The following is a 24,370-nucleotide window of genomic DNA, read 5'->3' as shown; positions in this document are numbered from 1 at the left end:
ATTGGTTTTTAGACCAATTTAAATGATGTTTTTGCCATATTGTCTATTACTTTTTAAATAAATAAGTGAGACCAATGGAAAGTGCTATATTCCTATCGACATAACCATCTATTCCTAAGATAGAAAGATTGGTTAGGCCATGTTGATATCTGATAAACCCGGACATTGGGTCAAGAATCTGATAAGATGCCCCTAAAACAAATGCCACGTCCACATTTTTATAGAAGTCGGAGATATCAGTTGAATTGGTTGGTGAGCTTGGATTATTGGCTCCACCACCTGTAGGGTTCATAGCATTTGCAGGGATTAATTGACCTAATGAATTCTGAACTCTTTTTGCCGACAATAGGTACCCGACCTGAGGTCCGGCTTCAAGAGAGATTTTATCATTGATGGCGTATCTGGTCAAAACTGGTAATAGCAAATAGTGTAAATTATGCCTGGGATTGACAGGAGCAGAATATTCATTACCTTTTATCCCACCGCTGATACCAGCGTATAGCAATTCTACTTGACCAGAAAATTGTTCAGAAATAGACTTTCTTGCGAACACACCGAGCATTGCGTTTGGCCTAGCTGTGGTTGGTACCCTTTCAAAGTTGTCTTTCATAATCAAGTGGCTGAGATTTAAGCCAGCTCTAGCACCAAACTCAATGTTTTCAACTTGTGCATTTCCCGTAAGTGAGAAGACCATAAGGACAATAATTCCTGCTAATTTTTTCATGTGCTTATTTTCTATTTGTTAAATTGATTTGATTGAATAGTGTTGCTCCAATCAGCTGACTGAGCTTTTCAATGGTTTTTTGTTCTCTTTATTTTACATCGAGAATTCCTGCATTTGTCATCAAAAAAAATGGAGAAAACCAAACCATATCCCTAGTTACCCATTGATTCAATTTGATCTTCTCCGTCTACCGAAGTGTGTTCACTTACTAAAAAAATCCCCTTCTCTTACAGGTTCTCAGAAATCATGTTGTCAAAACTGGTCTATATCCTGGAAAGTGATGGATTCATCCTGCACAATTTCAAACAGCTTTCCGGCTATGAAATTAAGGGATTGTTGGTAGTTGTCCAGATAACTTGAATTCATTGCAACGCTGATGGCAATATTACCTGGAATGGAAATGGAAAGGGTTTGAGTCCCAGGCCAAGATCCGTCATGCCAATAGACATTGCCAAGATCAGGGTGTGCCAACCGATAAACACCTTTACCGTAGTTACCTGAATTGTTCAAAGGTGTCCGCCTTAATTGATTGGACTGGGTGCTGAGCAAGGCAGGATGGTTAGGTTGCTGGTCTACAGCGCTGAGTATTCTTACCACATCACTTGGTGTACTTACCCAACCAGCTGTGGCATCTGCCCTTCCAATATTATATGTTGTGTAAGGACTCAAACTGTCATCAGCAAGATAGGATACTTCATTAGGCCCTTTATCATTGGCAGATGTATTTGCCAGGTATGTGTTTTTTGCTCCTACAGGGTCTAAAATTTCCGATTTGACATAGGCATCATAGGACATCCCTGATGCCTTTTCGATTACTCTGCCCAATAAGACATATCCAAAATTGGAATAATGGTAGGTGGTTCCTGGGTTGGTAGCTTGAGCGACATTATCCAAGCCCCAAGAAATCATTTCATTCTGGGAAAGATTAAAAGGCGAATCAAAAACAGGGTCATCTACAAAGTTTCTCCATCCACCGGAAAGATGATGTAGCAGGTGGTTGACCGTGATATTTCTGATTCGGTTGGAGTAGGCATTATTTCCAAATTCTGTCCCAAGAATTGCTCCTTCCCCAAATACACGGTCATCCAAAGCAAGCTTGCCTTTTTCCACCAACTGCATGATGGCAATGCCTGTAATGGTCTTTGCGAAGCTGGAATAGCGAAACTCGCTATTGATATTTACCTGGGAACCTGTGTTGACATCTGACAGCCCATAAGCTTTGGTGTAAACCAATCTCCCATTTTCTGCAATGGCGATGGAAAGTCCCGGAAATAAGAATTCTTGCATGATGTCCTGAACCCTATTGTCGATGGCAAGAATATCCTCTTGCTCTGGACGGTTGGTTGGGTTTTCGTCTTCAGTTTCCGTACAGGAGAAGATTACTAACCCTAGAAATAGATAAATCAGGTATTTGATATTTTTCATAACAGTTTGTTTTAGGTTCAAAAAAAATTAAGGAGCCGGAGCCGGAATTACAGTCACCTCCAGCTTATGGTATTGCCCTGCTCTTTGATCAATGATCTGCTGAAATTCTGCGAGCATCTGGTTTTTGGCAGCCTCGGAAATTCCTAGACCTAAATACGGTGAACCTAATATTATCCTATGTTGAACGATGTTGTCTTGTATGGTAAGTTGATTGGGCCTTCTGACAAATACATCTGATTTGCTTCCGTCTTCCCTTATGGTACGAAATTCATATTGTTGCACATTTTCCCGATGCTGAAAAGTGGCTTCATAATACGGATTGGATACATACCAGCCATCTGATCTTAATTCAGCAGGCTGTACCAAGTTGAAATCTACTGTAAATTGAAGATCATCTATCTTGTCAGGTTCTTCTGTTTCTTGGCAGCTATAGAGCAACAAGGCCAAGACTAAACTGAATAAGGAGAAGTAATGTGATTTTTTCATAGCATTAAAATTTTACTTAAACCGAAGATTTGTTTATACATTGGAAAAATTGTCCGATGTCATCAACCTGGACGGATGTTTTTACTGACCTTTTAAAAACATCCTTTTTGTATCCATGAAACCTAGTCCCTCAATCCTGTAGAAATAAATACCGGGGCTAAGATCTGAAGCGTCCCATTCAAAATAATGTTTCCCTTGCTTCAGAACCCCTTTATGCAAGGTGCTTACTAGTCTGCCCATTTGATCAAATACCTGAAAACTGATGTTGGAACTTAAGGGAAGAGAAATTGGTATGGTAGTTTTGTCAGTAAATGGATTGGGATAGTTTTGTCCTAAAATAGCTGGGGTGTTTTCCCTTGGCTCGAAACCAATGGAAGTAATGGAACTTGTAAGCAAAATAGCCCCTTCTCCTGCTGCATGAGAATATTTTAAAGGTTCATCAAGGATAATCGAACCAAAATCCTTGATCAGAACCTTCTCTTCATTTGCACCTCCACTGTTGATTAGAAGTTCGTCTCCTATTCGGAAATTCCCCCTTTCTAAGTCAATATGGTCTTGTCCATTTAGTTCATCTTTATTCAGATATACAATACGGTTTTCCCCCAGTAAATAAATAGTGGATGCGCTTTCAAGCTCAGGATTGCCTTCTGAAGTAGCCGTGATGGTGACCTTGTTGGTAGAAGATTGGCTATCGGAAGGTTGGAATGATAATGTTTGGAAAGTTTTCTCTCCATCCGAAACATCCACAGAAAAAGAAGTACTTCCCTGTATCCAACCCAAACTATCCGCAATACTAACATTCAGCCTGTCAGTTGTAAGCAGGTGATTGGCAAAAGCCACTGAAAGCTCCAGCTCTTCATTCGATTCCAAACCAATCAAATGGCTTTCCGGTGTCACCGCTATACCGATGGGACTGGTGAGCCACTCAGCATAATCCACATTTCCCAGCACCTGATCACCTGAACCCGATCCATTACCACCAGGCCCGGAAGCGTCTCCCCACCAGTTTTCTTGGGCAAAAACCTGCCCCTCCTCCAAGGTGCGTTCATTCTCTCCACCTGATTTTAACCCACCCAAGGCATTCGCTACTATGTTGTTTACCCGGATGGTAGCCCCCAGAACTGCGTTGAGTTGAATGCCTACAGCCTCATTTTCCTGCACGACATTACGGATCATTTTTAGGTGTCCTCCCCGGAACGAAATGCCATTTCCTAGCCTAACCCCATCTGATTTTTGGGCTTCTATGGTATTGCCGTCCAACTCCAAATCGGAAAATGCGGCAGAAATCCCGCCCATGTTTCCAACGATTTTGCTCGACAGTACTTTAATCTGCCTTGCATTTTCCAAGAGTATCCCTTCCTTTTCATTCCCAAGGATCTCTCCGGACTCATGCCTGTTTCCCAACTCCGAGGCCAATATTTTGATCATATTTGCACTTTTGACCATGATTCCTCCAAATTGGCTTTCCGAATTGCTACCGTTATTGCTGATTTCGGACTCGGCTACTTCAATGTTTTCGGAGGCTTCTACATAAATTCCTCCCATGGCGTTCCCTATGGTTTTTGCCGCAGTAGCTGCTGCACCAGTGACTCGGGAAAGATCAAACGCGCCAATATTGGCTTTGTGAACGTGTATATTTTTGGCATTCAGGATGGAAATACCTCTTCCCAGACTCCCCCAAATGTTGACCCCTGAAGGCCCGTTAGTTTCACCAATCTCGATATTACTGGCACCGTCAATGACTATTCCGTCACCCTTTGGCCCCCTGATTTCCTCCGGAAGTAGATGCTCATATTCAGCCAAAGTACCTATTCCTGTTTTCAATATTTTGATGGCCTTGCTCAGATCTCCCTTTATTTCGATCCCGTTACCGTCAGTTTGTCCAATACTCAATCGCTCCAACATGATATTGAAGGAGTCATCTACCTTGACTGCACCAAGTTTGTTGGAAATAACTTCTCCAAAAGTGGGTTTTCCAAGGGCATCTGTAATCACGTTAGTCACTCTTCCTATTTGCCGCGTTAGGTATTCTGCCAATACTGTGTGTTCATTCAGTTTGCTCAGGACAAGCCCATACCCCTTGTTTCCGGCAAGGACAACAGTTTCCTCTTCACTTTCCCCACCTATCTCAAAATCTGCAACCCCATCCTCCACCAATATCCCATCACCTTCATTCGCCCCAAATGTTCCTAGGTCGGTGGCCCCTACTTTGGCAGCAACAACCCGGATCGCTTGACTGAGATTACCGGAAATATGGATGCCGGCACCCAGACTACCAGTTTTTCCGCCACTATTGACTATAACCGTGGTCATTCCAAGCCTCCCAATTTTGACTTTGCGGGAATTGTGCACCCGTATGCCTCCCTCAAGGTTTCGAAGGGAATTGTTGAGACTCTGGGATAAATTACTGATGGATTTTGCTGCGCCTACCAATACATGGTGTATTTCCACATCTTCCGAATCTTCCACATCCAAAAAGTAGGAACCTGCCCCAACCCCTTCAATCGGGTCATCTTCTTCATCATAAGATCCAATGGTAATTCCCCTACTGCCACGAACCTTAATGGAAGAGGATTGTGCTCTTTCCACATTGATATGGTCGGGCTGAGAAATGACAGCTCGGTTTTTGTTGGCAGACATCTGAACTACATGAACCATTTCGGAAGAGGAAATTGAAATAGAGGGAGCATCACCTTCCCAGGAGGAGCTACTTCCTATATTCATGCCTCTTGCACCAATCATTTCAATACCTTCCTCCCTGTTGGGGTCTGTGTACGCTTCTATGTCCTCAAACTTGAGCATGCCAAATGTGGCATTGTTTACCTCTACGTTCTTTTCCTCTTCTGCAATCCTAAGATTTCGATTTTCCCATTCAGCTTGATAATAACCCGGAGCCTTTTTTCTGGTATTCGCTGAATTGGCAGGGTTGTGTATGAGTATTCCCTTACCCCCATTTCCGAGAATGGCCACATTGGTGCCGAAATTTTCGGTCTCTAAAGGCAGACGGCCTCTAGATGCACCCCCTATTTTTACTTTGGAATCACCGAGTATTTGGATACCATCCCCACCATTGCCCAATCCCGGGCTGCGGTTGGCATTGGTGCCGATGATCAAGGTCTCAAGTTCGATTCCCGTCAAGCCTTCCAATACGATCCCATGTTCTGCAAAACCATGGATGGCAAATCCTTTTACTTTGATGTCATTGTGTTTCAAGATCAGACAGGAACCGGAAGTTCCCGAGCCATCCAAGCTTACCAAGGGAAGCCCAAATGAAGTAAGGTGGCCAGTACCATCCAGTAAAATGGGTGCTGTAATTTCAGGAAGAGGACTGAGCAAGCTGATGGTTTTTACTCCCTCTTCAGGAATATTAAAGGTAATGGCGGTGGACTTTTCTTCGCCATCTTGGTGGCGGTTGATGGCTGCCTGAATAGCAGCCCGAAGGGTACATTCAGGCACATCCCTACCGTTTACCTGCACGTTCCTGCCAGTGTTACAATCCGTAGCAGAAGCAACATTGAGCGGACGGTCATCCGTGGAGTTGACAACTAGACGGTCATCTTTTTCGTCCAAAATTAATATGAAGCTTCGTTGGTTACTTACTGTAAACCTCAGCTCTCCTGTGACGTACGTTTGATCCTCCGATAGGTCTGCGCTTATCAATCTTTCACCAGGAAGTTGTATCCCATATTCATCATTTAAGAATTCTGAAAATCGAAGCATCCCTCTACCCTCAATATGAATGAAGACAATAACTCCATCGCCTGTCTTACTTGTGTAACCTGTTACAATATTTCCATCATTACTTATTGAAGTACTATAGTGATACCTCGTCCCTGGCTCCAATTCCTCAAGGACAGATAGTTTGCCATTATACCACTTGAATGCCACATAATTTGGAATGGATCTGTTTAAAATATGACCCGCAATAGCATTTCCATTTTTGGAAGCCACTGTGGCATAAATAGGGGCTTGATTAGAAAAATACTCGAATGCTCCATCATCATAGCGAAATCCTCTACCCTCCCCACCAACATTTAAATATCCGACAACAATTTCACCATTTTCACCCCTTACTGCACCAACGTTGCTGTTTGCAAAAACAGATTCGTCAGGATCATCGCCCAAGATTTCCCAATTGCCATTTTGGATTCTTACAGCTCTTGAATGAGAGGTAATTTCCCCAATTCTCTTTCTTGCCGTTCCAATAAAAATAGACCCATCAGCTGAAAAGTATTCAACACGAAGATCTGTGAAGCTTGAAGATTCAGGAACATTGAATTGGGATATTTCTCCATCTTTGAAAACATAGTACCTTTGATTATTTGTGATCACACCTTTAATTAAGGAGAAGTCCGCATTCGTCTCCAAAATCCTTCCCGGCAAGTCAAGCTGCTCAGGCTTTCCGTCCACCCAACGTACCACCTGATTTCCGATCTGACCATAGAGGATTTTCCCCTGCGAACCAGGTAGTACCTCTGCCGTGATGGTAGCAGACGGGTCACTGTCAGGTAGGCGTTCGAGTTCGTCTACAAAGATCAGTTGCTGGCCAACCGAAGACTGAAAAAGTAATGATCCCAACCAAAAAATGAATGCAATCAGCAGCTTGGTTTTAAGGTTTTGTTTAAAATAAATACCAAAGGTTTTAAATGCAGGAGTAAGCATAGATTAAAGTTTAGAACTGATCAATATTTTTATAAACACTGGTATTCGCTGATGCTAAAGAGTTCAGCAATGCGAAGAACTCCTGGTTGAAACTATTCCAGAGGCTGGCATTGGTATAATCGACACAGCCATTAAAAAGTAAAGCTACAGCTAGTCCTGTGTCATCATTGGTCTGAAAACCTGTACGTGTGCCAGGCAAAGCTCCATTGAACAATAAGCCGTTAACTCTTTTTACAATACCAAGCCCATAGGAGTTATTCAAAGGACTTGGCCCTGAGCCCTTGATAAATTCCTCGAAAATAGGTCTTTCCAGAATCTGCTTTCTGTCAGGTCTACCATTGATTGAAAGGACAAACTTCAATAGATCTTTAGCTGAAATCACCAAACCTGCATCCCCATCCCTTCTTTCTATATTGAATCCATATTCAAAGCCCTTGATATTGCCTATTCCATAATACTTGACCTCATTTGGATGCCTGCTTTCCAGACTTCTTCCAGCCATCACTGCAGAGGGAATACCAAGTGGGTCCAAAAAATCATCTTTCATAAATTGTAAATAGGATTTTCCGCTCACTTTTTCTATGACACGAGCTGCAACGAAATAATTGGTATTGATATACCAATACCTTGTCCCAGGATTATGTTTGAGCAGGGTGTTGTCCAGCATCCAATCGAAAAACTGTTTGTTGTCCATACTAGAATTACTGTCTATGGCATCTCTGTCATTTGCCAAAACCCAACCGCCAGTAGTCATATGAAGTAAATGCCTAACAGTAACATTCCTTACCCTATCAGAATAGGGTTGAGTTCCAAAATCATTCTCCAAGATCCCACCTTCCCCAAAAACCTTATCGTCCAGGTTCAATTTACCTTCCTGAACGAGCCGGAGAATAGCCACACCTGTAAAAGTCTTGGAAATGCTGGCTATTCTCATGCGGTGATCGGTATTCATGCTCTGATTTGCTTCCACATCAGCCAGTCCATAAGCTTTGGAGTAAACCAGCTTCCCATTTTTGCTGATGGCAAGTGTAGCTCCGGGATATTCCCATTTGGATATAAAATTTTTAATCTGATTGTCAATTTCAATGATGTCTTCTTGGACATTTGGTTTTGGGTCTGGGCCGTTGGCATTTTCTTCCGAACAGCCTGGAATAAACAGCCCGATCAAAAAAAATAGAATGAATGGATACCTGATGGTTTTCATGATTAGGAGCTTTTTTAACCTTAATGATCGGGTTTCAGAGGCTGAATCGGAGTCCAATTGCCACTGTAATGATTACCTGGCTGAAAATTGGGATCATCCGTGCCATGGTACTCCCCAAACTCATTGGTGTACCAGTAATTGTAGTGGCCTTCTTTTTTGATCTGTTGTCCTGTATAGGGATCGCTAAAGCTGCTATAACCCGTTATTGCATCAGTTACGGAAGCATTTCCGGAATAAGAGCTGGAGCCTCCACTTCCAAAATTCCTTTCATACCAGGCCTGATTTTGCTGGTCAAAAGTCTGTCTCAGGGATGCCATATTTTGCTGATGGGCATTGAACTGCTGTCTTTGCTGGGCCATCCTTGCTTGATGATCTTGAGACATGCGCTGGGTTTCCATATCGATGATCTGAGACCTTTTGGCATCCCATTTAGGATTTACCTGCAAGTCCATGTCCATCTCTCTTTTCTCTGCCTGGGCAAAAAGATTTTCCGGAGCAAGAGTAAATCCACCTAGGACAATCCCATATTTGCTTGTAAGGTATGGGTTTTGGTCTATTACCCCGATTTTGGTTGCTTTCAGAACACCTTTATATGGAACATTCTTTCTTGAAGCAGTAAAATCCATTTTTATAATATCAAAGTCCATTGTAGCATAAGCTCCCGCCTGTATGACCATATTGGTATAATTTTCGGCGAATTCCCTGTATTGTCTACCCTCATCAGAAGCCAAAGCTTCCTTATCCGATTGCCTGTTTCCGATGATGAATTTTTCCAAAAATGGTCTTGAGCAGTAGTGCATCAAGTAATTCACCAACTCATCAAAGTACACTCCGCTTTGCTGCCCATACATGACATAAGCGTTGTAGTTCATCATCAAGGGCAGAAAACCGTGGATTTCGCCTTCGGGACTTTCCATGGCCAAAAGGAATTTCAGGTATCCTGAACCATTTGGGTTGGATGCCACATCCTGATGGAGCACCCAGCCTGCTGGTACCTTAAGGATCATCATGGTCATGTTCAAGGCCTGGTCTTTTACCTCCACTTTTTGCATGCTGGATGAATTTGGGAGTTCCTTAGCTTCTGAAGTAGCCTTTTGGACCCCATCATTTTCAGTCATTGATGGGTTAGGATCATTGCTGTTTGAAGCGTTTTCATTTGGGCTGGCACAGGAAGTGAAACAAATAGAAAAGCTGAGCAGCAAATGTATAAGTGTCAAAAAGGATGGTTTCATGTCAGTAAGGGTTTTGGTCTTTTACACCTTAGCATTGCGGAAATGGAAAAATGTCATCAAAGATTTTGATATACATTTTTTGCTTTCACTGAAAAATTATGCGCCATTATTGCCGTTCTGCACCATTTGTGTTTTCTGCCAAAAGGAAAATCTTTATACTCACATAAAATCCCTTCCTATGAAAAAATACCTGCTTCCCATTTTTCTCTTGCTTGCCTGTCAAGCAAAGGAATCATCAGCCCCTGAGCCTGTTTTGCCCATTCCTTCTGAGCGGCAACTGGCCTGGCATGAGCTGGAGTATTATGGCTTTGTCCATTTCAATATGAATACTTTTTCGGATATGGAATGGGGAATGGGAGACGAAAAACCCTCCCAGTTTGATCCAAGTGAACTGGATACACGACAATGGGCCAGAATAGTCAAGGATGCAGGGATGAAGGGAATCATCATCACCGCGAAGCATCATGATGGATTTTGCCTATGGCCATCGGCTTATACAGAGCATTCTGTAAAAAACTCCCCTTGGAGAAATGGAGATGGGGATCTGATCCAAGAACTTCGGGAAGCCTGCGACGAGTTTGGCTTACAAATGGGCATTTATTATTCGCCTTGGGATAGAAATCACGCTGACTATGGTAAGCCTGAGTACATTACATACATGCGTAATCAACTTACTGAATTACTGAGCAATTACGGGGATATTTTTGAGGTGTGGTTTGATGGAGCAAATGGGGGAGACGGTTATTACGGTGGGGCAAATGAAACAAGAAGGGTGGACAAAAAAACCTATTACGATTGGGAAAATACTTTTGAACTTGTTCGGGAGTTACAGCCCAATGCGGTAATCTTCGGTGATGCAGGACCGGATGTAAGGTGGGTAGGCAATGAAAATGGGTACGCATACGAAACTACCTGGTCAAACCTTTTGCGGGATTCTGTTTATGCCGGAATGCCTGAATATGCTGACATGTATGCGTCAGGGCAGGAAAACGGTACCCATTGGGTACCAGCAGAGGCGGATGTATCTATCCGGCCAGGATGGTATTATCATGAGTATGAAGACCACAAGGTCAAAACCCTGGCGCAGCTTTTGGACATTTATTACAAATCCATCGGCAGAAATGCCTCCCTACTGATCAATTTTCCGGTAGATCGCAGAGGTTTGATCCACGAAAAAGACGAGGAGCAAATCTTAAAGTTGGCAGAGAAAATAAAGGAGGATTTCCGTGAAAATCTCGTCCTCAAGGCCAAGGTAAAAGCCAGTAATGAAAGAGGCAGTGATTTTTCTGCGAAAAAGATGATTGATGAAAATCCGGAAACTTATTGGACTTCTGAGGATGGAAAAATCCAAAGCCAGTTGACGTTTGAGTTTGACCAAGCTACTTGGATCAATAGGTTTATGATCCGCGAATATTTTCCTTTGGGCCAAAGAGTGAGAAAGTTTAGCTTGGAAGGAGACGCAGGTGATGGTTGGAAGCTTATTGCTGAGGGGACTACTATAGGCGCCAAAAGAATATTGCGCTTTGATGATGTAGAAGTCAAGCGGGTCAGGTTCAATATTCTTGATGCAAAAGCAGAACCTTTGATCATGGAAGTTGGGATCTTTGATGCACCCAAACTCGTGACCGAGCCTGTTATCAAAAGAAAAAAATCCGGGGAAATAACACTAGAGGTTCCCGAAGAAGGTGTAGATATATTTTATACCATTGATGACACCACTCCTGATGGCACTTCCTTAAGGTATGAAGAGGCATTGGTTTTAGATGCTCCTTTGATCCTTCAGGTATTGGCAATGGATCAAAGCAGCGAAAGAAAAAGTGAGGTATTAAGATTTCAAATCGAGATTTCTAAGGCAGAATGGCTTGTTCTCCATGAAAACCAAGATGCGGAAAAAGCCATAGACGAGAACCCAGACACCTTTTGGCAAAGCGATAATGATGAACTCATCGTGGATTTGGGTGAGGAATTGACATTGGAAGGCTTTACTTATCTCCCTCCGCAAAACAGGTACATGAGAGGCATTATTTCACGGTATAGCTTAACGGTCAGTCAGGACGGAAAAAACTGGAAAGAAGTATCTTCTGGAGAATTTTCCAATATTAAAAACAACCCTGTGGAGCAGCGCGTCAGTTTCAGTCCTTCAAAGGCAAAATACATCAGGTTGAAAGCTATCCAGACGGTGGATAGGGAGCCTGCAGCTTTTGCAGAACTTGGGGTAATCTCCAAGTAGCTTAATCTGAGCGACGGATTAAAAAAGTGAAAGGGAAAAATGGCACTTCACTGGAAGTGAGCGTTAAATGCTTACAATTATATTACTAGACTGCCACTTCCTCCAATTCATATTTGGCAAGAGAAAAGTGGAAGGTACTCCCTTCCTCTGGAATACTTTCTGCCCAAATTTTTCCGTGATGTTTTTGGACCATTTCTTGGCAAAGCACCAAGCCCAGACCGGTTCCAAATTCTCCCAAGGTTCCTGGCTTTTGGACATCAGATTTGGAGAACAATCTTTTCAGTACCTCTTTTTCCATCCCTATTCCATAGTCCCTTACTGAAGTAATCACATTGCCTGATTCCTCTTTTACTGTAATTTCAATCTTTGACCCCTTTTTGGAAAACTTGATGGCATTGGAAATCAGGTTTCTTAGAACTGTGAGTAACATATTTTTATCTGCATAAACCAACAAATCTGCCGGGCAGGATTTCACTAAGTTTATTCCTTTATACATGGCCTGAGATGAGACCATATTGACAGCTATCTCCACAAGTTTGTCAGCATGGATCACCTCAGCCTTTACTTCGTACACTTTATTTTTTTTACTGGCCCACTGTAACAGGTTTTCAAGGAGGTTGTGGGTGTTTCGGGAGACATTCAACAGATACCTGATATTCTTAAGCTGTTCCTTGTTCTGATCATTTTCAAAGTCCTCTTCCAGTATTTCAAGATAGCCAATAATAGAAACAAAGGGGTTTCGGAGATCATGTCCAATAATTGAAAACAGTTTGTCTCTTTCGTTGATATGTTTCTTCAATTCAACATTGGCATGCTTCAACATTGTTGTGCGTTCTTCCACAGTTTTTTCGAGCAGTTTGTTCTGATTTTGGATTGATCTCAAACGCAATTTGAAAAATCCCACCAAGCAAACTACTGCGCATATTGTACAGAGCACAATAAACCATGCCGTTTTCCAAAAAGGAGGCGTGATGATCAAAACCAAGCTTGTTCCAGCCTCATTCCATACCCCATCACTGTTTGCTGCTTTGACCCGTAGGGTATATGTTCCTGGGTTGAGGTTGGTATATGTTGCATTTCGCTGTTTGCCTACATAGTTCCAGTCTTTTTCAAAACCCTCCAAAATATAAGCGTATTGGACCTGTTCCGGGCTTGTATAATCCAAGGCTACAAAGTCAAAAGTGAATACATTCTCTTTGTAGGAAAGCATCAAGGTATCCGCTGAAGAAATGTGTACTTTCAAAGGGGACTCAGGGCTTTTGATATTGACTGATTGGTTGAATATTTTTAGATCAGTCAGGAAAACAGGAGGAGCATAAGGATTGGACACCAGTTGACCCGGATGAAAAAGATTAAAACCATTCAAGCCTCCGAAGAGCAGTTCTCCTTTCTTGGTTTTCAACACCGAATATCTGGAAAACTCATTGCCCTGAAGGCCGTCAAACTTATCATAATTGGCAAACTGCTCTTTTACAGGATCAAACTTTGAAATCCCTTTGATAGTACCAATCCACAAAAACCCCTTATCATCTTCTACAATTGAGTTGATCTCGCCTGTTGGTAAGCCTTCATTTTCGCTGTATGTTACAAAATCATCACTTTCAGGTCTATACTTGGCAAGACCTCTATCTGTCGCAACCCAAATGGACTGCTTACTGTCCTCGAGTATCTGACGGATTGAGCTACTGGGTATACTATGTGCTTCAGATTCGGAGGGATGATATACCTTGAACTTTACCTTTTCTTTATCCTCGGCTAAGACCTTATTTAGTCCAAACTGAGTGCCTATCCAGAGGTTTTTACGGCTGTCTTCAAATATCCTTATCGTTTGATTAGAGGAAAGAGAGTTTGGATTTTTGTCCAAGGCGCTGAAAAGCTTGAGATCAGCAGATTTCTTGTCATATCTGTACAATCCTTCTTCAAAGGCTGCTACCCAAATGTAATTGGAATCAAAGTGAACATCGAAAACATGTTTGATGGGATAAGTAAAGTTGTTGATCCATTGGTGAAAACTGATGAATTTTCCATTTTGCTCTTCTTTTAATATGTTAAGGCCACCATCCCAAGTACCTACCCAAAGATTTCCTTCTTGATCTTCATTAAGGCTGATTACGGCATCAGAAGCCAAAGAATAGGGGATTTCCTTATCATTTTTGAAGGCTTTGAATGTTTCACTTTTTCTATCAAAGAAGTTTAAGCCCCCACCATCAGTCGCAACCCAAATATTTTCATTTTTATCTTCCCAGAAGTCTCTTACAATGTCATTGTTCAAGCTTTCGGAACTGAATGTATTTTTAAAATAATGGGTAAACTTGGATCCATGTGGGTCGGCGAGGTTGATTCCTGATTGGGCAGTACCTACCCAATATCTTGAAAGATTGTCCTGAAAAATACTCCAAACCGAGTTATGCGTTAGACTATTGGGATTTTTTGGGTCATTGATGTAGCGATGAAAAGCGTCATTTTCTTTATCATATAAATGCAGGCCTCCGTTTTCATTACAAGTCCAGAGATTGCCATTTTTATCCACATAAAGCCGATAGATATTATTGTTGAAAAGGCTGTTGGGATTTCCAGGTTCATTTCGATACCGTACAAAACTCAGCTCCGAGGTGTTTTTTACTGCCTTATTAAGACCTTCGGTAGTTGTACCTGCCCAAAGGTTTCCATCCCGATCTATCGTGACGGTTTTCAATTCATTAGAGCTGAGTGAATGTGGGTTAGTTGGCTCGTGTTGAAAGTGTTCGGTATTTCCATTGGAGGTGTTTACTTTGAGCAAACCATTGTATGCAGTGGCTATCCAGAGAATATTGCCTTTATCCGTAGCGATAGCGTTTATTCTGTTAATTTTTTCAGGATAAAAAGGAACGAATTCTTCACTTTTTACATCAAGGTAAAACAATCCTGATACCGTACTGGAAGCCCAAATAGTCCCCTGTTCATCTTCTAAAATAGTGTTTACAAGGTTACTTTCGCCTTTTTGTACACTGAGCTGCGATTGAAGTTTAAATCTTCTAAAATCATCAGTTTTTCTGTTGTATAGCGCTATACCATTCCCAGTTCCTATCCAGAGTCGGTTTTTGCTGTCCTCGAAGATAGACCCTATGTAATTGTCATTGATGCTGCTGCTGTCCGTATTTGTAGCATAGACTTCAAAGTCAATTCCATCATATCTGTGAAGTCCACTGTATGTACCAACCCATATAAACCCCCTATCGTCTTGGTGAATTGCCGAGACTCTGTTGTTGGTGAGGCCTTCGAAAATCCGCTGAAATTTAAGATCAATTTTTTGCCCCTGAACTATTGCAGGATAGGAAAAAAAGAAGAATAGCCCCAAAACCACGCTTGATATGGGGAAGAAAATGTCATTATTGAAAAATTTAATTTTCAATTTATTTTGGGTTATAATGGGGTGATCGGGGTTTATTAATTGCGCGAAATTTCAATGAAAGGATCACTCATTCACCTGATTTCTTGCCCAATGTATATATAATTTTTGATTCAAACTATATACAGAATAGTACAGTTTGTTTCTAAAAAGTAACTTGTAATCAATGGTTTGTAATAAAAATCTTCAGTAAAATTCCCGCTCTCTTTTTAATTTTTCAAATAAATCTGGACCATCATCTAAAAGTTATTTTCAGGAAGCATTTTTTTATATATATCTGAATAGCCGGCTTCAAATGCATTTTTAGAGATGGCATTTATTCAAGCTATAATTTAATGGAATAGAAGGATAAAAAAATTTTTGAAAATTTTTTCAAGAAAGCAATTCTGAAGAAAAATTCATTGATGAATGATTTGACTGAGTTGGATTTATGAATCTGTTAATTCTGATTTCTCTGAAGCGGGATTTTCTTTGCCAGTAACCTCAATTCAAGGGTGCTTTTGGTCTTGATCCACTAAGCACCTCATCCAATCAAAATATTGTCTATTTCAGAATATAACTCACTCCCAGAGTTGCTACAAAATTTTTCCTATCCAAGCCTGGGACAAAGTATTGATCAGGTTGATTTTCCAAAAACCACATGTAGTTTAGCGTATTGACATATTGGAAATTACCATGTACCAGAAGGTTGCCAAACCTCCAGTCTGCCACTAAGGAAGGAACCAGGTCGACATATTTGTTTCTCCAGTCTTTGGATGCTTCGTACCTGAAATAGTAAAAATCATTGTTGTAGACAATCCTTTCAAAATGGAAGCCTATCCTATTGAAATCTTTTACCCAAGCTAGTTCTATCCAATTCACATTGGCCGCAGGCCCATAGCCTACTCCCAATACTTGACCCCTGTTGGTATATCCATGTCTGACATGGTCATGGATGTACCAGGTGTCGAGGTTGCGGATGGATTCACGGATAGTCTGGCCGGTTTGTGTCATCTCAGCACTGATTTGGAGGAAAGAGCCCTCTCTTTTCAATGGCATCAGGTTCGAAAAACCAAGGGTAAAGCCTCTGTTTCGTTCGGGGGTAATCATAAACTCGCTCAATCTCCGGCTGTTTCCATTGGTGCCGAATTCTCCGTAAAACTCAAAGTGCCCTTCCTGGCTGATCCATCTAAAAAATCCTGAACTGAACTGCTGCCTTTTATCTCTGATTGGGTTTTCCACATTATTGAAGCCTTTTTGACCGTTGAAAAAGGGAACATAATCGCCCAACCTGTCCATGTCAGCACGGTAGAGCTGATTGGTAGCTGAATAGCCCAGGAATAAACCCGGAACCCACTTGGGCTGGTAGCTGAGAATAATTCCGGAAAGATACCTGCCATCCACAGTTCTTTTGGGAATATGGACTGGGTTATTTTGGATATTGTAATCCGCATGTGGCGGCAAAAAGCGGGAACCATTCAAAAAACCTGCGATCATCTGTCCTTCGAAGTGGCCTACAGGTGTCTCAATGGGCTTTCTAGTATTTGCTGTCAAATGCAAAAAACCAGGAGCATTGTTACTTAAAATCAACGAATTCCTTCTTGAGGGCCCCCACCAGAGATTTTCTGTAGAAACTCCCACGGAAAACCCTTCCAAGTTGTACCGGATGCTGGATTGGCCAGGAAGAAATCGCACGTAACTTGACTCCCCAAACCTCTCTGGCATATCGATGCGGTTCATGTATTCATAGTAGAAGAGTATAGTTGCTTGATGTTCTATGGGGAAGCCGGAAAACTCCCTGTTCTGGGCGATCAGCAATTCAGGCATAAACTGAAAGCTAAAACCTCCTTGCTCTAGGTAAACACCACCTGATAAAACATGCTGAAATCCCCTGTTCGGGATCATTGCCCCATTATTCAAGCCAAAAGGATACTCAGAGTTGAATTGGGTTCTGTAAGTGTAAGGCATAGCCATCAAGGTGCCTTCATCGTCTTTCCCGTACTTTCTATGAAAAGAGGAGGTGTCAAAATCTGTAAAAGTACTGTCAAGGTCTATTCCGTTATAGCGCTTGAATGCATCCACAGGATAGAGTGGCCTGATGGCAAAAGAAGAATTGCCTCCCAGCTTGCCCAAAAGCTGCATTCTGCGCATGTATTCCTCCAGTACAGGGGTATTCAGAGGAACTGTTTGTGCAATTAAATTGAATGAGCCAAATAGGAATAAGGCCAGGAAAGGAATCGTTTGATATACTCTATGTGCCTTACTCATATTACTACCATTGTTGTTACTTCAATTTTTCCTATTGACCAGCTTTCATCGCACGCAGGGTCATTGGTATTGGTCTGCACCAATTCATCCCCCAAAGTGATTTTTACATTGGATGCTGTATGTCTGATCAATTTGGTAATTCTATATTTAGTGGTGTATCTGGGAAATGCTCCAAAAATACATAGGCCTGGGATATTGGTTTCTATGGCTCCGCTTTTCGGGTCATTCTGCCGGAAATAATTGTTGGGATAAGATTGTTTGAGACAAAAAAGAGATTCACAGGGAGAGTTGGAAAATGTAGTTCTCATGACATCCTGCCCATCTACCTGCATATACCAGATATCCGGTCCACTGATCCCATCATCCGGATTGCCATCCCAGGAGTCATGAATCCATAGTTCAACTTCCACTTTGACCACATTGTGTCCGGGTAGATTTTCAAGGGTCACCGAAACTTCATCTTTATTATAAAACCCTAACAAGGTGTCTTGTCTGAAAATAAAAAGTTTTCCGTTTTCAAAGTTTGCCAAGTCCAATCCTGTAAAGTCATTGGAATAAACGATCTCCTGACTTTCCAAGGTGTCTTCACAGGAAAAAAAGAATACTGAAGTGGATAAAATGAATAAAAGGGTAAATATATTACCAGATTTATGAAAATGCATAAGGGTCAATCACTTTACGCTAAGAAAACCGTGGCTTTCTTATAAATAACAACTGACAAATAAACGAAAATTCAACTGATTTTGGCCTATTTTATTTAGGATAAGTCAAGATCGGTGGTTTGGCTTGCCTTGAATATTGGTTATCTTGCAGGCATCAAAAATTTTCATTTTCAACTATGATCAAACTTACTTTAGTGGCTGGAGCAAGACCAAATTTCATGAAAATTGCTCCTATTGTTCACGCGATCCAAAAGCAAAAAGATGCAGGAAGTGCAATCTCTTACAGACTTATCCATACAGGACAGCATTATGATAAGAAAATGTCAGGGGATTTTTTTGAACAATTGAATATTCCTGAGCCTGATTCCAATCTAGGTGGCGGGGGTGGTACGCAGGCTGAACAGACGGCAGCTATCATGGTGGCCTTCGAGAAAGAGTTGATGGAAAACAGACCGGATTTAGTCATTGTAGTAGGAGATGTTACCTCTACTTTGGCCTGTTCTATTGCTGCCAAAAAACTAGTAATAGATGTGGCCCACGTGGAAGGGGGAATCAGATCAGGGGATTTGAGCATGCCGGAAGAAATTAACCGTATGGTAACAGATAGCATCACGGATCACTTTTTTACTACCTCGGAAATAGCCAATGCCAACCTCAGGAAATTGGGATTTGCCGATAGCCAAATCCATTTTGTAGGCAATACCATGATTGACACCTTGATGGCAAATATGCCAAGGTTTCAAAAGCCGGAAGGAGAGCTCTTTGATCAGATAAAGGAAAAGCAATATTTTGTGATGACCATGCACAGGCCTGCCAATGTAGATCAAGAGGAAAAACTCAAAGAAATGATTGAAGCTATCGTAAAAGGCACTGAAGGCTTACCGATTATATTTCCTGTTCACCCGCGTACTGCCAAAAACCTACAGGCTTTAGGCATCAATTATGAATCCTTGCACATGACAGAGCCTTTGAGTTACCTTGAATTCAATTTCCTGGTGAAAAATGCCAAAGGTGTTATTACTGATTCTGGAGGTATAACCGAAGAAGCTTCAGTGATGAATGTGCCTTGCATTACCCTGAGAGACAATACAGAAAGAGCTGAAACAATTGAATTGGGAACAAATGAATTAATCGGTACAGATCCCAAAAAACTTCCTCCCTACTTGGATAAATTGATGAAAGGGAACTGGAAATCTTATCAAGGCATTCCGCTATGGGATGGCAAAACAGCCGAGAGAATTGTGGAAAAAATTATTCAAATTTATTCTTAAATGGAAAGGGTTAGGCAACTGGTAAAGGAATTGAATCTCAAGCCCCATCCTGAGGGGGGCTTCTATGCCGAAACTTACAGGTCTGAATGGCAGTTTTCGACTGATCACGGGCCGAGAAGCTTGATGACCTGCATTTACTTTCTTTTGACTTCTGAAAATTCTTCAAAGTTTCATCAGATCAAAAGTGATGAGATGTGGTTTTACCATGAAGGAAGTCCCTTGACAGTACATGTTCTGGCTGAAACTGGGTATGAACAACTTCTTGTGGGTCCTCCTGACAAAGTAGGGCATAAACCATATCAGTTAGTTGAACAGGGTGTGGTTTTCGGCTCCACTGTTGATGATAAAGACAGCTACAGCTTGGTATCCTGTGTTGTGGCACCTGGCTTTGATTTTAGGGATTTCAGGCTTCTAAGTTTTGAAGAGCTTATTGAAAAGTGGCCTTCGCATAGTGAAATTATCAAAAGGTTGACCTGAGGTAATGAGTAAGGCAGCTATATTATTGGTAGAAGATGACGATAGATTGGCAGGTCTGATAAAAAAAGGGCTTGAAGAGAAGGGTTACGCTGTCACCCAGTCTTTTGACGGCAAAATGGGGCTTCGCATTTTTGAAGGTGGGGGTTTTGATTTGGTAATTACAGACCTGATTTTGCCAAAAATAAACGGTTTGGACCTTTGTAAAACTATCAGAGAAAAGGACAAGCACATTCCTATAATCATGTTGACCGCCTTGGGGACCACTGATGATAAAGTAGAAGGCTTTGACGCAGGTGCGGATGATTACTTGGTCAAGCCTTTTGATTTCAGAGAGTTGCTGGTAAGAATCAAGACGCTGCTCAAGAGAGCCGGGCTACAGCGGATAGAACAGGAAGATCCAATTTTACACTATGCAGATTTGGAAATCAATAAGGACCAGAAAAAGGTTTTTCGATCAGGGGTAGAAATCAGTCTTACACCAAAAGAATACAGTCTTTTGGAATACATGGTCAGAAATCCCGAAAAAGTACTCAGCAGAGAGGAGATTTCAAGAGATGTATGGGGCGTAAACTTCGATACTGGGACAAATTTTATTGATGTTTACATCAATTATCTCAGAAAAAAGGTAGACAAGCCATTCAATTCCAAATTGATCCATACCCGCTCGGGAATGGGTTTTATCCTACAGCAACAATGAGCATTCAACAACGGATATCCCTTTTGTTTACAGCCTTGACTGCTGGGATTCTTCTTGGTTTTATGCTCATAGTTTACTTTTCAGCTAACCAAAACAGGAAAAGTGAGTTTTACGAAATCCTCCAAAAAGAGGCCTTGACAAAAGTAAATCTTCTTTTGGAAACTAGATTGGAAGCAAATACTTTGCAGACAATTTATAGGAAAAATAAAGAAGTCCTATATGAAGTCGAAGTAGCCATATATAATGAAAATCAGGATTTACTTTATCATGATGCTGTAGATATTGATTTTGTCAAAGAAACGCCTGAAATGCTTGCAGAAATCAGTGAGAAGCAAATGATTCGTTTTGTCCAAGACAAATGGCAAGTTATCGGACAGTTGATTGAAGTAGATGGAAACCCTTACTATGTAACAGCAGCGGCATTTGATGCCTATGGGTACCGGAATTTGGAAAATCTGAGGAATACCATGTTGGTCTCCTTTTTATTTGGCTTGGCGATCATTTATCTGATAGGAAGGTATTTTTCAAAGAAAACTATGTCTCCTGTAAGAGGGATGATTTCGGAAGCTCAAAAAATTTCAGCCTCCAATCTTGACCTGCGACTTCATGTTTCAGAAAAAAATGATGAGTTAGGGGTACTGGCAAGAACCTTCAATGAAATGTTGGAAAGGTTGGAAAAATCCTTTGAAGCTCAAAAGCAGTTTGTATCCTATATTTCACACGAATTGAGGACACCTTTATCTGTCATCATTGCAGAGCTGGAGCTTAGTCAAAACAAAAAAAGAACTAAAGAAGAATATAGAGAAGCTATCAAGCTGACCTTAGCCGATGCGCGTAAATTGGCCAAGTTGTCAAGCACGCTGTTGGATTTTGCCAAAGCGAGTTACGACAGGTCAGAAATTAATTTCAAATCAGTGAGGGTAGACGAACTATTGATAGACGCCAGTCAGGAATTAATGGCCTCCAATCCCGAATTCAGGGTAGATTTGGATTTTGAGGGGGATTTTGAGGAAGAAGAAATTACCATTTTTGCCAATGGTTACCTTTTGACAATTGCTTTTAGAAACATTATTGAGAACGCCTGTAAGTATTCCCCGGACCAAGCCTGTAAATCCAGTATTTCATCCGGTAAGCATCAAGTGCGGATTACCTTTAAAGATGGAGGAGTAGGTATAGAAGAAGAAGAGCTCAAGGAAATTTTCAATCCATTTTTCAGAGGTAAAAACCAAAATGTTTCAGGGGGTTCCGGTATTGGTCTTGCCTTGGTGAAGCGGATCCTGAATCTGCATAATGCAGCGATTTCCGTGGAATCTAAACCTGGTATTGGTTCTACTTTTTTGATTAGTATTCCCAGGCTTTAAATTTTTCTAATGACTTTCTAATTATTTTCTAACACTTCCTTAAAGGCATTCAGCAGCTGTATGCTTTATTTTTGTAATGTTCAAAAGGAAAACTATGGAAAATATTCCCCCAGACAGTTTAAAAAGTTTTTGATTTTTGCCGGCCTTCCAGTTGGGCGAAAATTAATTCCAACTCTAAATGAAGGTCGATATGACATTATTTGAATTTGTAATAAGGTTGAGCCTGGCTTTTTTTCTAGGTGCAGCCATAGGTTTTGAGAGACAGTATAGACAAAAAAGTGCAGGGCTGAGAACCAACACCTTGGTATCTATGGGTGCTGCTGCATTTATATTGTTATCCGTATCCCTGACAGGAGACCAAGGAGATCCGTCAAGAGTAGCTGGCCAAATCGTTACAGGTATTGGGTTTTTGGGAGCAGGTGTGATTATGAAGGATGGCTTTAATGTGCAAGGGCTGAATACAGCTGCAACGATCTGGTGTTCTGCAGCAGTCGGCTCCTTGTCAGGAGTTGGGCTTTATCCTGAAGCGATGATTACAGCTGGGGCTGTGATGCTTGCCCACTTGGGTTTAAGGCCAATTGGAAGAAGAGTCAATTCTCTTCCCGATTTACCAGGAGACCTCAATGAGGGAACATTTTTCTACAGTTTTCAGATCAAATGCCTGGATAAAGTAGAAAACCACCTTAGGATAATGATGCTAGAAACCATCAAATCTGACGGCAGTCTCAGGCTACAATCATTAAAGAGCTTTGACAATGGGAATCCTGATCACGCATATGTGGAAGCAAAAATAGTTTCCTATGGCAATAATGATGGTATTATGGAGACTTTGGCAGGTAAACTACTTTTGGAATATGGGGTGATGGAAGTGACTTGGGAAATAGAAGGACAACAAAACGATCAATAATATGAGGAGCGTGGAAAAGGAAAATTGGGTTGTGATCGCTGAGAAACAAAAAATCAGAGAGTTGATTCCAGCGCTTCAAAAAATGCCTTCTGTAGAGGTAGCTGAAGCTTTAGAACAATTGGAGGAAGCCAGTATTCTAGAAGCTTTTGAATATTTTGAAGCAGAAGAGCAGGCCAAAGTCTTCTCGCATTTTGATATTGTAAGGCAATTGGGCTTTTTTCAACAGGTGAGTAAAAAAAGATTCGCCCCGATCTTTGAAAATATGGCTTCGGATGACCGCTGTGATCTTTATCAACACATGTCCCAAGAAGAGCAAGCGGCAATTTTGCCTTATCTGAGCAAAGTAGCCAGAGAGGATGTGATCAAGCTGAGTGCGTATCCGCCTGAAACTGCCGGTGGGATTATGAGTACGGACTTTGCCACAATTCTTGCCAGCATGACTGTGGATTCTGCTATGGCCAAAGTCAGAAGAGACGCACCTTCCAAAAAAATGATTTACTATATATATGTAGTGGATCATAGAATGAAAATGGTAGGCTTTGTCTCACTGAAAGATTTGATAATGGCCTCCCCCAATCAATTGATCAGTGAAATCCTGCATGAAAACTTTATTCATACCCACGTAGACGAAGACAGGGAGGAAGTTGCCAAAAAAATTGAAGATTATGACTTATTGGCACTACCTGTTTTGAATTATTCAGATCAGCTCGTTGGGATAGTTACACAAGATGACGCCATTGAAGTCATTCGTGCAGAGCATACTGAGGATATGGAAAAATTTATGGGAATTATGAGCGAAAGCTCAGAGAATGATTACATCCATACCTCCAGCATGCAGCATTTCCGTAAAAGAGTCGTTTGGATAGTTTCACTTGCTGCAGTGGGAATCATTTCAGGGATGATTATTCACAAATTTGAATCTACCCTGGAGGCCCTGATTATTCTGGCTCTTTATATGCCAATGGTTGCGGACACTGGGGGGAATTCTGGTTCTCAGGCTGCGACAGTTATAGTCAGAGCATTAGCTCTTGGACAGATCAGTCCAAAGCAGTGGCTTAAGATTGTATTCAAAGAATTCAAAATCTCTTCCATGCTTGCGGTTTGCCTCGGAGTCTTAGCATTTCTAAAGGTTTTGTTTCTCAGTTGGGAGACTAGTATACCTTCTGAGTATACTCTGACCCAATTGGCTTTTGTTATTTCTCTTGCCCTTTCCTTGCAAGTAGTATCAGCAACTTGCATAGGGGCTAGCCTGCCATTGATGGTAAAAAGATTCGGTGGCGACCCGGCAGTGGCAGCATCGCCAGCCATTACCACGGTAGTGGATATTACAGGTCTACTGATTTATTTTACTGTAACTATAACATTACTAGGACTTTAAAACCAACTTATACTTATCT

General features: G+C 41.5%; 16 protein-coding genes. 7 read left to right on the top strand and 9 right to left on the bottom strand.

All coding sequences use genetic code 11. The features are described 5' to 3' along the window. Positions 1-46: 46 nt before the first annotated feature. The 6 genes from A33Q_RS11980 to A33Q_RS11955 form a co-directional block, all read right to left on the bottom strand. Positions 47-724: a porin family protein gene (locus A33Q_RS11980; protein WP_009035007.1), complete on the bottom strand. Its 678-nt coding sequence runs from the start codon at positions 722-724 to the stop codon at positions 47-49. A 252-nt stretch (positions 725-976) separates the two neighbouring features. Next, a complete protein-coding gene (locus A33Q_RS11975) occupies positions 977-2,149 on the bottom strand; it encodes a serine hydrolase domain-containing protein (RefSeq protein ID WP_009035008.1) in 1,173 nt (390 codons plus the stop codon). Positions 2,150-2,176: 27 nt separating this feature from the next. Next, a complete protein-coding gene (locus A33Q_RS11970; protein WP_009035009.1) occupies positions 2,177-2,635 on the bottom strand; it encodes a hypothetical protein in 459 nt (152 codons plus the stop codon). Between the two features lie 81 nt (positions 2,636-2,716). Continuing rightward, a complete protein-coding gene (locus tag A33Q_RS11965; protein WP_009035010.1) occupies positions 2,717-7,297 on the bottom strand; it encodes a T9SS type A sorting domain-containing protein in 4,581 nt (1,526 codons plus the stop codon). Positions 7,298-7,307: 10 nt separating this feature from the next. Further along, the gene (locus A33Q_RS11960; RefSeq protein WP_009035011.1) at positions 7,308-8,501 is read right to left on the bottom strand and encodes a serine hydrolase domain-containing protein; all 1,194 of its coding nucleotides are present in this window, start codon (positions 8,499-8,501) and stop codon (positions 7,308-7,310) included. A gap of 20 nt (positions 8,502-8,521) precedes the next feature. Further along, entirely contained in the window at positions 8,522-9,733 is a 1,212-nt protein-coding gene (locus tag A33Q_RS11955; RefSeq protein ID WP_009035012.1) for a hypothetical protein, read from the bottom strand. A 178-nt stretch (positions 9,734-9,911) separates the two neighbouring features. Between A33Q_RS11955 and A33Q_RS11950 the strand changes: the two genes are divergently transcribed. Continuing rightward, entirely contained in the window at positions 9,912-11,963 is a 2,052-nt protein-coding gene (locus A33Q_RS11950; protein ID WP_040490437.1) for an alpha-L-fucosidase, read from the top strand. A gap of 85 nt (positions 11,964-12,048) precedes the next feature. On the opposite strand, the gene A33Q_RS11945 is transcribed toward A33Q_RS11950, so the two are convergent. The 3 genes from A33Q_RS11945 to A33Q_RS11935 all read right to left on the bottom strand — a co-directional run bounded on the left by A33Q_RS11945 (position 12,049) and on the right by A33Q_RS11935 (position 18,260). Next, complete coding sequence (locus A33Q_RS11945) at positions 12,049-15,354, bottom strand: sensor histidine kinase (protein WP_009035014.1); 3,306 nt, start codon at positions 15,352-15,354, stop codon at positions 12,049-12,051. Between the two features lie 540 nt (positions 15,355-15,894). Continuing rightward, positions 15,895-17,598, bottom strand: coding sequence for a capsule assembly Wzi family protein (locus A33Q_RS11940; protein WP_009035015.1), 1,704 nt, complete (start codon positions 17,596-17,598; stop codon positions 15,895-15,897). Continuing rightward, on the bottom strand, positions 17,595-18,260 hold the full coding sequence (locus tag A33Q_RS11935) for a hypothetical protein (protein WP_009035016.1): 666 nt from the start codon (positions 18,258-18,260) through the stop codon (positions 17,595-17,597). The genes A33Q_RS11940 and A33Q_RS11935 overlap by 4 nt, the downstream gene beginning before the upstream one ends. Before the next feature lie 176 nt (positions 18,261-18,436). Here A33Q_RS11935 and wecB point away from each other — a divergent pair, with 176 nt between their 5' ends. The 6 genes from wecB (at position 18,437) to mgtE (ending at position 24,351) form a co-directional block, all read left to right on the top strand. Then, positions 18,437-19,531 (top strand): non-hydrolyzing UDP-N-acetylglucosamine 2-epimerase, encoded by a 1,095-nt coding sequence (gene wecB, locus A33Q_RS11930; RefSeq protein ID WP_009035017.1) that lies wholly within the window; start codon positions 18,437-18,439, stop codon positions 19,529-19,531. After that, positions 19,532-20,008: a cupin domain-containing protein gene (locus A33Q_RS11925; protein ID WP_009035018.1), complete on the top strand. Its 477-nt coding sequence runs from the start codon at positions 19,532-19,534 to the stop codon at positions 20,006-20,008. Between the two features lie 4 nt (positions 20,009-20,012). Continuing rightward, entirely contained in the window at positions 20,013-20,705 is a 693-nt protein-coding gene (locus A33Q_RS11920) for a response regulator transcription factor (RefSeq protein WP_009035019.1), read from the top strand. Further along, the gene (locus A33Q_RS11915) at positions 20,702-22,066 is read left to right on the top strand and encodes a HAMP domain-containing sensor histidine kinase (RefSeq protein ID WP_009035020.1); all 1,365 of its coding nucleotides are present in this window, start codon (positions 20,702-20,704) and stop codon (positions 22,064-22,066) included. The genes A33Q_RS11920 and A33Q_RS11915 overlap by 4 nt, the downstream gene beginning before the upstream one ends. A gap of 190 nt (positions 22,067-22,256) precedes the next feature. Next, positions 22,257-22,973, top strand: coding sequence for an MgtC/SapB family protein (locus A33Q_RS11910; RefSeq protein ID WP_016255177.1), 717 nt, complete (start codon positions 22,257-22,259; stop codon positions 22,971-22,973). Position 22,974: 1 nt separating this feature from the next. After that, positions 22,975-24,351, top strand: a complete 1,377-nt coding sequence (mgtE, locus tag A33Q_RS11905) for a magnesium transporter (protein WP_009035022.1) — start codon at positions 22,975-22,977, stop codon at positions 24,349-24,351. The last annotated feature ends 19 nt before the right edge of the window (positions 24,352-24,370 follow it).

Source organism: Indibacter alkaliphilus LW1, assembly GCF_000295935.2.
Lineage (GTDB): Bacteria > Bacteroidota > Bacteroidia > Cytophagales > Cyclobacteriaceae > Indibacter > Indibacter alkaliphilus.
The sequence above is the reverse complement of the archived record's forward strand: the minus strand, read 5'-3'. Positions and strand labels throughout refer to the sequence as shown.